10 protein-coding genes are annotated in these 12,207 nt (G+C 57.8%); 3 read left to right on the forward strand and 7 right to left on the reverse strand.

Going from position 1 to position 12,207, the window contains the following annotated elements; genetic code table 11:
• Positions 1–149 precede the first annotated feature (149 nt).
• The 3 genes from lon to clpP form a co-directional block, all read right to left on the reverse strand.
• The gene (lon, locus tag GH784_RS11265) at positions 150–2,567 is read right to left on the reverse strand and encodes an endopeptidase La (RefSeq protein ID WP_003512645.1); all 2,418 of its coding nucleotides are present in this window, start codon (positions 2,565–2,567) and stop codon (positions 150–152) included.
• Positions 2,568–2,979: 412 nt separating this feature from the next.
• Positions 2,980–4,257, reverse strand: coding sequence for an ATP-dependent Clp protease ATP-binding subunit ClpX (gene clpX, locus GH784_RS11275; protein WP_003512644.1), 1,278 nt, complete (start codon positions 4,255–4,257; stop codon positions 2,980–2,982).
• A 291-nt stretch (positions 4,258–4,548) separates the two neighbouring features.
• Positions 4,549–5,181 (reverse strand): ATP-dependent Clp endopeptidase proteolytic subunit ClpP, encoded by a 633-nt coding sequence (clpP, locus tag GH784_RS11280; RefSeq protein ID WP_003496491.1) that lies wholly within the window; start codon positions 5,179–5,181, stop codon positions 4,549–4,551.
• A gap of 455 nt (positions 5,182–5,636) precedes the next feature.
• Here clpP and GH784_RS11285 point away from each other — a divergent pair, with 455 nt between their 5' ends.
• Both GH784_RS11285 and GH784_RS11290 read left to right on the forward strand, forming a co-directional pair.
• Positions 5,637–6,884, forward strand: a complete 1,248-nt coding sequence (locus GH784_RS11285) for a GGDEF domain-containing protein (protein WP_065704702.1) — start codon at positions 5,637–5,639, stop codon at positions 6,882–6,884.
• Between the two features lie 85 nt (positions 6,885–6,969).
• Positions 6,970–8,223, forward strand: coding sequence for a cytochrome P450 (locus GH784_RS11290; protein WP_065704705.1), 1,254 nt, complete (start codon positions 6,970–6,972; stop codon positions 8,221–8,223).
• Between the two features lie 58 nt (positions 8,224–8,281).
• Here GH784_RS11290 and GH784_RS11295 read toward each other — a convergent pair whose 3' ends face one another.
• The 4 genes from GH784_RS11295 to GH784_RS27140 all read right to left on the reverse strand — a co-directional run bounded on the left by GH784_RS11295 (position 8,282) and on the right by GH784_RS27140 (position 11,101).
• Positions 8,282–8,650, reverse strand: coding sequence for a cupin domain-containing protein (locus GH784_RS11295; RefSeq protein WP_003512641.1), 369 nt, complete (start codon positions 8,648–8,650; stop codon positions 8,282–8,284).
• Positions 8,651–8,665: 15 nt separating this feature from the next.
• Positions 8,666–9,949: an O-acetylhomoserine aminocarboxypropyltransferase gene (locus tag GH784_RS11300; protein WP_003512640.1), complete on the reverse strand. Its 1,284-nt coding sequence runs from the start codon at positions 9,947–9,949 to the stop codon at positions 8,666–8,668.
• Between the two features lie 73 nt (positions 9,950–10,022).
• Positions 10,023–10,457: a CoA-binding protein gene (locus GH784_RS11305; RefSeq protein WP_025593243.1), complete on the reverse strand. Its 435-nt coding sequence runs from the start codon at positions 10,455–10,457 to the stop codon at positions 10,023–10,025.
• Between the two features lie 497 nt (positions 10,458–10,954).
• A complete protein-coding gene (locus GH784_RS27140; protein ID WP_162163069.1) occupies positions 10,955–11,101 on the reverse strand; it encodes a hypothetical protein in 147 nt (48 codons plus the stop codon).
• A 239-nt stretch (positions 11,102–11,340) separates the two neighbouring features.
• Between GH784_RS27140 and GH784_RS11315 the strand changes: the two genes are divergently transcribed.
• On the forward strand, positions 11,341–12,177 hold the full coding sequence (locus GH784_RS11315; protein ID WP_065704708.1) for an EamA family transporter: 837 nt from the start codon (positions 11,341–11,343) through the stop codon (positions 12,175–12,177).
• Positions 12,178–12,207 lie beyond the last annotated feature (30 nt).

The following is a 12,207-nucleotide window of genomic DNA, read 5'->3' on the forward strand; positions in this document are numbered from 1 at the left end:
ACATTTCTGCCGGCCTTTCCCTTAAACGTGCCAATTTCGCACCAGTTCTGCGAGCATCAAAGAAGCATCGCGCCTTTCGGCATCTAACACATTGAATCTATGCACAGGTGTCGCGAAAACCGATTCTGGCTTTCACAACGACGTGGCAATCAATGTGCGATCGTCTGTCCGCCCTCGTCGACACCGTCGACAGTTGCGATAACAGGCGTTTCGATGCTGCCGTCCCACTCGATTGGCTCGGGCATGCGAAGCAGCGCGTGCTTGATGACCTCACCCATGCGAGAAACCGGGATGATCTCCATCTCGTTCTTCACATTATCAGGAATATCCGCCAGGTCCTTGGCGTTTTCTTCCGGGATGAGCACCTTCTTGATACCGCCGCGAAGCGCCGCAAGCAGCTTTTCCTTCAGGCCGCCGATTGGCAGCACGCGACCACGAAGCGTGATCTCGCCCGTCATCGCCACATCCTTGGAGACCGGGATACCGGTCATGATGGAGACGATGGCGGTTGCCATGGCAACACCGGCAGACGGTCCATCCTTCGGGGTAGCCCCTTCCGGAACGTGAACGTGGATGTCGCTCTTGTCGAAACGCGGCGGTTCGATGCCGAAGTCCACGGCGCGCGAGCGGACATAGGATGCCGCTGCCGAAATGGATTCCTTCATCACTTCCTTGAGGTTGCCGGTGACCGTCATGCGGCCCTTGCCCGGCATCATCACGCCTTCGATGGTGAGCAACTCACCGCCGACTTCCGTCCATGCCAGACCGGTGACGACACCAACCTGATCCTCACGCTCGGCCTCGCCGTGGCGGAACCGCGGAACGCCCAGATAATCCGGGACATTGGCTGCGGTGACTTCCACGGACTTGACCTTGCCCTTGATGATCTCGGTCACGGCCTTTCGCGCGAGCTTCATCAACTCGCGCTCGAAGCTGCGCACGCCCGCCTCGCGGGTGTACTGCTGGATCACGATCATCAGAGCGTCGTCGCTTACCGAGAACTCTTCCGGACGCAGGGCATGTTCCTTGATCGCCTTCGGCAGCAGGTGACGCTTGGCGATTTCGCGCTTTTCGTCCTCCGTGTAACCGGCGATGCGGATCACTTCCATACGGTCCATCAGGGGACCTGGAATGTTCAGCGTGTTGGCCGTGGTCACGAACATCACGTCGGACAGGTCGTATTCCACTTCAAGATAGTGGTCCATGAAGGTGGAGTTCTGTTCCGGATCGAGCACCTCCAGCAGTGCGGAAGACGGATCGCCGCGGAAATCCATGCCCATCTTGTCGATCTCGTCGAGCAGGAAGAGCGGATTGGACTTCTTGGCCTTCTTCATCGACTGAACGATCTTGCCCGGCATGGAGCCGATATAGGTACGGCGGTGACCGCGGATTTCCGCCTCGTCACGCACACCACCCAGCGCCATACGCACATATTCGCGACCGGTCGCCTTGGCGATCGACTTGGCGAGCGAAGTCTTGCCGACGCCGGGAGGACCGACGAGGCACAGGATCGGGCCACGGATCTTCGAAGCGCGAGCCTGCACGGCCAGATATTCAACGATGCGTTCCTTGACCTTGTCCAGACCGAAATGATCCTGATCGAGGACCGCCTCGGCGCTGTTGAGATCAACCTTGACCTTCGACTTCTTGCCCCAAGGCAGGCTGAGCAGCCAGTCCAGATAGTTGCGCACGACAGTCGCTTCCGCAGACATCGGGCTCATCTGGCGAAGCTTCTTCATTTCCGCCTCGGCCTTATCCTTGGCCTCCTTGGAAAGCTTGGTCTTGGCAATGCGCTCTTCCAGTTCGGCCATCTCGTCACGGCCATCCTCGCCGTCGCCGAGCTCCTTCTGGATCGCCTTCATCTGTTCATTCAGATAATATTCGCGCTGCGTCTTCTCCATCTGGCGCTTGACTCGCGAGCGGATACGCTTCTCGACCTGAAGCACGGAAATTTCGCCTTCCATGAAGCCGAGCGCTTTTTCAAGCCGCTGCTTCACGCTGACGGTTTCCAGCATTTCCTGCTTTTCGGTGATCTTGATCGACAGGTGCGAAGCAACAGTGTCGGCCAGCTTCGAATAATCGTCGATCTGGCCGGCAGCGCCGACAACCTCGGGCGAAATCTTCTTGTTGAGCTTCACATAGCTCTCGAACTCCGAAACGACGGAACGCGACAGCGCCTCGATCTCTACAGGGTCTTCCGCAGGCTCCTGCAGCGGCGTCGCAGACGCTTCGTAGAAATCCTCGCGGTCGGTATAGGCCTCGATCTGGGCGCGGCCCTTGCCTTCCACAAGCACCTTCACGGTGCCGTCGGGCAGCTTCAGCAGCTGGAGAACGTTAGCGACCGTGCCGACCTTGTGGATGGCTTCCGGGGACGGATCGTCATCGCTAGCGTTGATCTGGGTAACAAGCATGATCTGCTTGTCCGAGCCCATGACCTCTTCGAGAGCGCGAATGGATTTTTCCCGCCCGACGAACAGGGGAACGATCATATGCGGGAAAACGACAATGTCGCGCAGGGGAAGTACCGGATAGATACCGCCGGATGCCGCAGACGTGATGTTCGTCATATCATTTCCTTTCATGGTCCCTTTCAGGACACTTTGCCTGACGTCTTGGGGCGTCCGGCATATTCATTTCTCGAGACTGAAAGTGGAGTTTCGGAACGCCGATTTCAAGTCACCGGAAGAGACGACCCCGCGCAACGGCACGGCCGTAAAATTCAAACAAATACAGCGCCGGCTATTACTCCCGACATTTCCGGTTATCCCACAGGATCAGGAACCGGGTCGCCGACGGTAATTCACATTTCCGTCATATCGCGCTGCAAATCAGTTTTAAGACTTTATCAGCAAAGCGCAATCCGCTCCAAACGCAAAATCGGGTTACTCCAAGTTAGCGGCAAGTTTCGCACCTGCCACAACAGAAAAGGCCCGCACGAGTGCGGGCCTTTTGAATTCATCAAAGCGTCGGATCGGTCAATCAAGCCGAAACATTGGCCTTTTCTTCCTGACGATCCGCATAGATGTAGAGCGGGCGAGCGATGCCGCTGACGACATCGTTGGAGATCACCACTTCGCGCACGCCTTCCAGCGTCGGCAGTTCGAACATGGTATCCAGAAGGATCTTTTCCATGATCGAGCGCAGACCGCGGGCACCCGTCTTGCGGGTAATCGCCCGGCGGGCAATCTCGCGCAACGCGTCCTCGTGGAAGGTCAGTTCCACATCTTCCATCTCGAACAGACGCTGGTACTGCTTGACCAGCGCGTTCTTCGGCTCGGACAGGATCTGGATCAGCGCATCCTCGTCAAGGTCCTCCAGCGTAGCCAGAACCGGCAGACGGCCGATGAATTCCGGAATAAGACCGAATTTCACCAGATCTTCCGGCTCCAGTTCGCGCAGCACCTCGCCAACGCGGCGATCGTCTTCCGCCTTGACGGTCGCACCGAAGCCAATCGAGGTCTTTTCGCCCCTGGCCGAGATGATCTTGTCCAGGCCGGCAAACGCGCCGCCGCAGATGAACAGGATGTTGGTCGTATCCACCTGCAGGAATTCCTGCTGCGGATGCTTGCGGCCGCCCTGCGGCGGAACGGAAGCGACCGTGCCTTCCATGATCTTCAGAAGCGCCTGCTGAACGCCCTCGCCCGACACGTCACGCGTGATCGACGGGTTATCCGACTTGCGGGAGATCTTGTCGACTTCGTCGATATAGACGATGCCGCGCTGGGCGCGCTCAACATTGTAATCCGCAGCCTGCAACAGCTTCAGGATGATGTTTTCCACGTCCTCGCCGACATAACCGGCTTCGGTCAGCGTCGTTGCGTCTGCCATCGTGAAGGGAACGTCGATGATGCGGGCGAGCGTCTGGGCAAGATAGGTCTTGCCGCAACCCGTCGGACCGACGAGCATGATGTTCGACTTCGCAAGCTCGACATCGCCATTCTTGGAGGCGTGCGCGAGGCGCTTGTAATGGTTGTGAACGGCCACCGACAGGATCTTTTTCGCCTGCTTCTGGCCGATGACGTATTCGTCGAGGATCTTGATGATGTCCTGCGGGGTTGGAACACCCTCGCGCGACTTCACCATCGACGTCTTGTTCTCCTCGCGGATGATGTCCATGCACAATTCGACGCATTCATCGCAGATGAATACCGTCGGTCCGGCAATGAGTTTCCGGACTTCGTGCTGGCTCTTGCCGCAGAATGAACAATAGAGTGTATTCTTAGAGTCGCCGCCGTTGCTGCCGCTGACTTTGCTCATATCACTTTCCTTCCAGCACGCCGCAGGTCCGCCAAACGGATCGCGGTCAACTTACCGCCCGCCGATACGGCCGCCCTTGGGTGCATCGCCGTATCCGCCTCGTTTCCCGGGGTACTAACCGGTATCAGATACATGAGCTGACAACCGGCTGCAACGAATTCCCCATCAAACCAAAGGCCACGTCATAAAAATTCAACACAGCCTTTATATATACTAATATCGCTTTCTGTTGCGGTTGAAAGCCCCGAAATTACTTTGCGGGGTTAAACAACCGTCAAAAAGCGTCGCGCCTTAATTCGCGGCGGCGCCTTCCATTTCCTGGCGCGAGGTGAGGATCTTGTCGATCACACCCCAGTCCTTGGCCTCGTCGGCATCCATGAAGTGGTCGCGATCAAGGGTTTTTTCAACCTCTTCCAGCGTACGGCCGGTGTGCTTCACGTAGACTTCATTAAGGCGACGCTTCATTTTGATGATGTCGCGGGCGTGACGCTCGATATCCGAAGCCTGCCCCTGGAAGCCGCCGGAGGGCTGATGCACCATGATGCGGGCGTTCGGAGTTGCGAAACGCATTCCCTTTTCGCCAGCGGCCAGAAGCAGCGAGCCCATGGATGCGGCCTGGCCGACGCAAAGCGTAGAAACGGCAGGGCGGATGAACTGCATCGTATCGTAGATCGCCATGCCGGCGGTCACGACGCCACCCGGCGAATTGATGTAGAGCGCGATTTCCTTCTTCGGGTTTTCAGCCTCGAGGAAAAGCAGCTGCGCGCAGACGAGCGAGGCCATCTGGTCTTCCACCGGTCCGGTGAGGAAAATGATGCGTTCCTTGAGAAGACGGGAAAATATGTCATAGGAGCGTTCGCCGCGATTGGTCTGCTCTACGACCATCGGCACCAGAGCCATGGCGGTATCAACTGGATTTTTCATGTCCGTCCTTTGTCAAACTCTGCCCTTCGCGGAAAACCGCTCCGGAATCACTTCTAACCTTCGTTCTCCCTACATAGAGTGTCCCTGCCCGGTACTTCAAGACACGAAGCCGCATATCCTTAACGGCTCAACAGCGTTTACGGGCGTTTTCCACCCGCGGGGTAACGGCTATGGACAAGCCGATGCCAACCGGACCATTCTCTGTCGCCCGCATTATTTTTTAACAGGAGCAAACCGCAAACGCAAAAACCGGTGTGTTGCCCAGATATAACTTCTCACTGGCAAGAACTCGTTAGGTATTTGCGGCTGATACTACGCCCGCGAATTTCCGGTTTCCCGTCAGGGGGCGGGAGCCTCTTTTGAGGCGAAATGGCATCTCCACCAATTCGGCGGGCATTGCGCACATCGTGCCGCGAACCGCTTTTACGGCATGATAGCGCAGATAGGATTTTGCAATGCTGGATGCAAAGACGGGCATGCTGCTTTGGGCGTCGGAAACGCTGACCCTTGCCCTGCTGCTGGGAACCCTGTGGCTGCACCGCCCTGCCCGCCGGCACAATATCTATTTCGCCGCCGGTTTTGCCGCAACGAGCGCCGGCACGGTGATGGTGGCGCTGCGCGGCGATATTCCCAACTTCCTGTCGATCGAAGTCGGCAATACGCTTGCCCTTTCGGCCTTCAGTTTCTGGCTCGCCGGTCTCCTGTCCTTCGAACAGCGCAAGACCGCCGGCTGGATCGCCATTCCGGCGCTGTTATGGGTGGCGGGCATGCTGATCGGCCCCGTACGCGAAAACATGGTCCCGCGCATCCTGCTCTATCACATCTGTGCCGCCACCGGTTATTTCATGCTGGCCGGCATTCTTCTGGCCAGCAAGGCACGCGCGTCATTCAGCCGCAAGGTGCTGGCGGCCACCTTCATCGTGCAGGCGTTTTGCGGGGCGCTCGTGGCGTCCATCGTCATTCCCGTCAACGCCGCCGCCCCCAACGCCATTCCGCTGACGGCAGCGCTCGCCTTTTCAGGCATTCTCGGCTTTACCATCATCGTCATGATGAGCGCCAAGATCATCATGGAAGACACGGAAACCCGCCTGCACCGGCTGGCCATGACCGACCACCTGACCGGCGTCCTCAACCGGCGAGGGCTGCTTGAAGAGTTCGAACACATCAAAAAAAGGTCGCCCGGCTCCAGCCGTTACGTGGCGCTGGCGCTGTTTGACATCGACCATTTCAAGAAGATCAACGACAAATACGGCCATCAGTCGGGAGACGCGGTGCTTGTGCATTTTTGCAATATGGCGCAGCGGGTCATCGGTGAGCGCGGCCTGTTCGTCAGGATGGGCGGAGAAGAATTCGCGCTCGTCGCCGAAGTGGAAAGCCCCTCCAGCACCGTGACGCTTGCGGAAGCCATCCGCAGCAACCTGCGCCTTTCGAAGATCAGCGCACGCGGCGAAAACATCGAGGTCACGACCAGCGTCGGCATATCCGAAGCCATGATCAAGGATGCGGATCTGAGCGTGATGATGACGGAGGCCGACCGCGCGCTTTACGCGGCCAAGAAGGCCGGCCGCAACCGCACCGTGATCCACGTCAATTCAGCCAATGTTGTCGTCCCCTCTCCGGACCGGGACGAAAACCCGATGGACAACAATGCCAACCGGCAGGTTGCGGCGCTGAACCGGATAGCGGCCATCGCCAACCGGTGACAAAGTAACCGCACAGTGACATGCGGATAAACACACGAAACGGCATTTTCACGCCCTTCCCAAAGTGCGGCGCGCGGAATAAACCATGGACATGACAGCGACATTTCCCTTTCTCAAAATCGATCCCGCCACGCGTCGTGTTTCACTCGATGCCCGCAATCCGGCTTTCTACAACGATCCGAACCCGGTTTATGCTGCCCTGCATGCCCAATGTCCCACTTTCTATTGGGAAGAGCAGCGGCAGTGGTTTTTCACCGAATACGACCATGTCAGCGCCCTCCTGCGCGACCGCCGGTTCGGACGGCAGATCCTGCATGTTGCGAGCCGCGAGGAGATCGGTCTGGCAGAGCCGCTCGAGCATGTGAAGCATTTCGACGCCGCAGAGCAGCACTCGCTTCTGGAGCTGGAGCCGCCGGAACACACACGGCTGCGCACCCTCATCAACCGCGCTTTCGTTTCGCGGCATGTCGACAAGATGAAGCCAGAAATAGAGGAACTCGCCAACCGGCTGATCGACGCCTTCGAAAGAAACGGCGAGACGGAACTGCTTTCTTCCTATGCCGATATCATCCCGGTCACGATGATCGCGCGCATGATCGGCATTCCCGAGGAAATGGGACCGCAGCTTTTGAAATGGTCACATGCCTATGTCGGCATGTACATGTTCAAGCGCACGCCCGAGGACGAGCTTCTGGCCGACAGGGCCGCACATGAGTTTTCAGACTATGTGCGCAGTGTGATCGCGGAGCGCCGGGCGGAGCCGAAAGACGATCTGCTGAGCCACATGATCCATACGGAGCACAAGGGCCAGTATCTGACCGACGACGAGCTGATCTCGACCACCATCGTTCTGTTGAACGCCGGGCACGAGGCGACGGTGCACCAGATCGGCAATTCCGTGCGCATCATTCTGGAAAGCGGCATCTCGCCCGACACACTTTTCCACGACGAGACGGCAACGGAACGCACGGTGGAAGAAACGCTGCGTATCTGCGCGCCCGTCCATATTTTCCAGCGCTGGGTTCTGGAGCCGGTCGAGATCGATGGCGTGGAATTCAAACGCGGCGACAAGGTCAGCCTCATTCTGGCGGCCGCCAATCTCGATCCGGCCAAGTTTTCCGATCCCCTGGCATTCAGGCCGGACCGAAACGAAGGCGCCAACGTCTCCTTCGGCGCCGGCATCCATTTCTGCATTGGCGCGCCGCTGGCAAGGCTGGAGCTGAACCTAGCCTTGCCTCTGCTTTTCAAGCGACTGCCGGGACTGAAGATTGCCGAGCCACCCAGGGTCAAGGACGTCTATCACTTCCATGGTCTGGAACGGCTCGATCTCAGCTGGTGACAGCCACGCCGGGAACAACCTTTATCCCGGCGATGGACCAATAGAAATCATCCGGCCCCTACAACCGGATGACATAATCCTTGCGGGTCGTTTCGACGACCTCCCAGGTTCCCTTGAAGCCCGGCCGCAGGACCAGCCTGTCGCCCGGTTTCAGGTCGCGCGGGGATCCGCCATCCTCCGTCAGGATCGAGTGACCCTCGAGAATGTTGAAATATTCCCATTCGTCATAGACCACCCGCCATTTGCCGGGTGTCGACTGCCAGATGCCGGCATAGATGCCACCGGGCGCTTCCTCCAGATTCCACGTGGTGAATTTGGGGTCGCCGGAAATCAGCCTTTCCGGTGCGGGTGCACTGTGCTCCACCTCCGCCTCGACATCACTGGCCGTAGCGGTTCGTGTATCTTCGAATGCGAGAAAATTCGTCATGACGACCCCGGTCTCTCAGAGCTTCGCAAGCGATTGTTCGAGATCGGCGATGATGTCCTTGACATCCTCGATGCCGATCGAGAGGCGCACCACATCCGGTCCGGCACCCGCCGCCGTCTGCTGTTCCGGTGTCAGCTGCGCATGTGTCGTGGAAGCCGGGTGGATGACGAGAGAGCGTGTATCGCCGATATTGGCGAGATGGGAGAAGAGTTGCAGACCTTCCACCAGCGCCTTGCCGGCGGCATAACCGCCCTTGATGCCGAAGGTAAAGACGGAACCAGCGCCCTTTGGCGAATAATGCTGCTGGATTGCGTAGTTGTCGCTGTCCTCCAGCCCGGCATAATGCACCCAGCCCACCTTGGGGTGCGCTTTCAGCCATTTGGCGACGGCCAGCGCATTATCGGAGTGGCGCTGAACGCGCAGCGGCAGGGTCTCTATGCCCGTGAGGATGAGGAAGGCATTGAAGGGCGAGATCGCAGGGCCGAGATCGCGTAAGCCAAGAACGCGGCAGGCAATCGCGAAGGCGAAATTGCCGAAGGTCTGGTGCAGCACGACGCCGGAATATTCTGGGCGGGGCTGCGACAGCGACGGATATTTATCCGTGGCCGACCAGTCGAAAGTGCCGCCATCGACGATGATGCCACCCATGGAATTGCCATGGCCGCCGAGGAATTTCGTCAACGAATGCAATACGATATCCGCGCCATGTTCCAGCGGCCGCAACAAATAGGGGCTTGCCATGGTGTTATCGACGATGAGCGGCAGGCCGTGACGATGGGCGACATCTGCAATCGCGGCGATATCCACGAATGTGCCGCCCGGGTTGGCGAGGCTTTCGATGAAGATGGCGCGTGTGCGGTCGTCGATCTGCCGTTCGAAAGTGGCCGGATCAGCCGCATCGGCCCAGCGCACCTGCCAGTCGAAACCCTTGAAGGCGTGGCCGAACTGATTGATGGAGCCGCCATAAAGTTGGCGTGCCGCGACGAAATTGTCGCCGTGTTGCAGCAATGTGTGGAAAACCAGCAATTGCGCGGCGTGACCGGATGCAACGGCAAGTGCCGCCGTGCCGCCTTCAAGCGCTGCGACACGCTCCTCCAGAACCGCCTGGGTTGGGTTCATGATGCGCGTGTAGATATTGCCGAACTCTTTTAATCCGAACAGCGCGGCTGCGTGATCGGCGTCACGGAAGGCATAGGCCGTTGTCTGGTAGATCGGCGTCGCGCGCGCACCGGTGGTCGGATCGGGCTGTGCGCCCGCGTGCACGGCCAACGTTGAGAACCCGGGATTGCTGCTCGGCATGATGTTTCCTCCAATGATATTTTGGAGGGATCATAATGCCTTGCCGCCAAATGATAAGTCCAATCCGTACCAACTATCGCACAATATTGAGACGCGGATACTCAATTGCGGGGCAACGGTCCATCACCACGTTCATGCCGTAGGCCTCGGCCTTGGCCGCCGCATTGTCGTCTCTGACCGACAGCTGGCCCCAGATCACCGATGGCCGCTGCGGCAGCAATATCGCCTCTTCGACAATTGCCGACAAATATTCCGGCGCCCGGAACACATCGACCATATCAACGGGTTCCGGAATGTCGGCAAGCCGCGCATACACTTTCTGCCCCAATATCTCCTTGCCCGCCTGACCGGGATTGACCGGAAACACGCGGTAACCCTTGGACAGCAGAAAGCGCATGACGCCGTGGCTCGGCCGATCCGGATTGGGAGAGGCGCCAAGCAGGGCGATGGTCCTGACATCCGTCAGAATTTTTCTGAGGTAATCCGGTTCATAGGTATCATGCTGCATGTCAACTTTTCCCTCTGCCATATCGCGCGGTTCAAGGACCTCATGCGCCGGCTCGACGCTCAATGGCCCAGCGAGAATTGCCTCTCCCGCATAAATCCGCGGACGAGCTTTTCGCACCGCTTTTTTGCGGCCGCTTTCCTAAATCTAGGAACCCTCATCCTTCTCTTGAACCCCTGCCCGAATGAAAATATTGAACAAGCCGGACTCGTGGTGTCACGAAAGTACACCTAGTTTGCGCAAAATGATTTCACAAAAACACCTTAAGCGGCGTTGTGCTGAGTATTTTTATCCAGTTTTTCAAAAGCATACATTTCGATGAATATTTGCTGAAACAACATTTGCGTGCATCTTATGCGCCCTTCGTCTCCTGTTTGTTTTCATTCCGTTCACCGATGCATTAGGCGTATCTAATTTTCAGAAAGTTATTCTGTAAATCAAGTTATAGGTAAAACTGTAACGTTGTAGCGAGCCATTCAGTAATGAATTGAAACTTCTTTTCATTTTGAGCCTGCATGTGCTCGCTTGATTGATACAGTTTTATCTTCTGGATATGGGCAATTTTGAGCAGGAATAATCGCCGCAATCGGTCGCATTTTTGCAAAAAACACGTTCCACAGCAAAACCATAAGCTGTGCATCCGGCATCGACGCGTATGTCCTGCTGATGAAATCGTGAGCACGGCCGCATATCGCCTCTCGCACAGTTACCCACTCCATCCCGCAACACGCACAAACCCGAAACTTGACACGCGTCATAATCTGCAAAGAAGCAACCGCTTACGACAGGAGGATTTGCGTCTCCCACAGCCACCACGGAAAATGGATTCCGGTTTTCAAGCCGATGCTGTAGGTTGCCTGGAATAGCCCATGAGCGAGTCTCTATCGTGACATTTGACATTCTAATTCTGGTGCTTCTGGGCGCGATATTGCATGCCGGATGGAATGCGCTGGTAAAATCCGGATCCGACAAGTCGCTGGACGCCTCGCTGATCGCGGCGGGCGCCGCAGCTTGTTCTTTACCCTTCCTGCCCTTCCTGCCGTTTCCTGCGCCGGTGGCCATTCCCTTTCTCATCGCCTCGGCCGTTCTGCAATTTGCCTATTTCCGCCTAGTCGCCGCCGCCTATACGATCGGCGATATCGGCCTCGTCTATCCCGTCATGCGTGGCGTGGCGCCGCTGATCGTCGCAGCGACGAGCAGCCTTTTCCTCGGCGAGATTTTAAGCCCGCTTGCGCTTGCCGGGATTGCCATCATTTCCGGCGGCATCCTGACGCTTGCCTTCGAGGCGCGGCGCGGCGGCGGAAAGGCGATCATTGTCGCGCTCATCAACGCCTTCGTGATTGCCTCCTACACCTTCGTTGATGGTGTCGGCGCAAGGCTTTCCGGCAATGCGATTTCCTATACGCTGTGGATGTCGCTTCTGCCGCCCGTCCTCCTCTTTGGTTTCGCCTTTTACCAGCGCGGCGTAAGCGCCGTTACGCAGCATGTGCGGCGAAACTGGTGGCGCGGCCTGATCGGCGGCGGCGGCTCCATCCTCTCCTACGGGCTGGCGCTCTACGCCATGACCAAGGCCCCCGTCGCCGTCGTCGCGGCGCTGCGCGAAACCTCAATTCTGTTTGCGCTGGTGATCTCCGTCGTCATCCTCAAAGAACGCGCCAGCGTCTGGCGTTATCTCGCTGGCGGCATCATCGCAGCGGGTGTTCTGGTCATGCGGCTGGGATGAAACAGGTGAATCTATGGGGTAAAATAATAC

The sequence above is a fragment of the Agrobacterium tumefaciens genome (genome assembly GCF_009649785.1).
In the GTDB taxonomy this organism is placed as follows: Bacteria; Pseudomonadota; Alphaproteobacteria; order Rhizobiales; family Rhizobiaceae; genus Agrobacterium; species Agrobacterium tumefaciens.

Coding starts and splice junctions, on each gene's coding strand:
- lon (WP_003512645.1), bottom strand. CDS start 2,567: ATGACGAACATCACGTCTGCGGCATCCGGCGGTATCTATCCGGTACTT.
- GH784_RS11300 (WP_003512640.1), bottom strand. CDS start 9,949: ATGCCGAGCAGCAATCCCGGGTTCTCAACGTTGGCCGTGCACGCGGGC.
- clpX (WP_003512644.1), bottom strand. CDS start 4,257: ATGAGCAAAGTCAGCGGCAGCAACGGCGGCGACTCTAAGAATACACTC.
- GH784_RS11285 (WP_065704702.1), top strand. CDS start 5,637: ATGCTGGATGCAAAGACGGGCATGCTGCTTTGGGCGTCGGAAACGCTG.
- GH784_RS27140 (WP_162163069.1), bottom strand. CDS start 11,101: ATGCCGGATGCACAGCTTATGGTTTTGCTGTGGAACGTGTTTTTTGCA.
- GH784_RS11295 (WP_003512641.1), bottom strand. CDS start 8,650: ATGACGAATTTTCTCGCATTCGAAGATACACGAACCGCTACGGCCAGT.
- GH784_RS11290 (WP_065704705.1), top strand. CDS start 6,970: ATGGACATGACAGCGACATTTCCCTTTCTCAAAATCGATCCCGCCACG.
- clpP (WP_003496491.1), bottom strand. CDS start 5,181: ATGAAAAATCCAGTTGATACCGCCATGGCTCTGGTGCCGATGGTCGTA.
- GH784_RS11305 (WP_025593243.1), bottom strand. CDS start 10,457: ATGCAGCATGATACCTATGAACCGGATTACCTCAGAAAAATTCTGACG.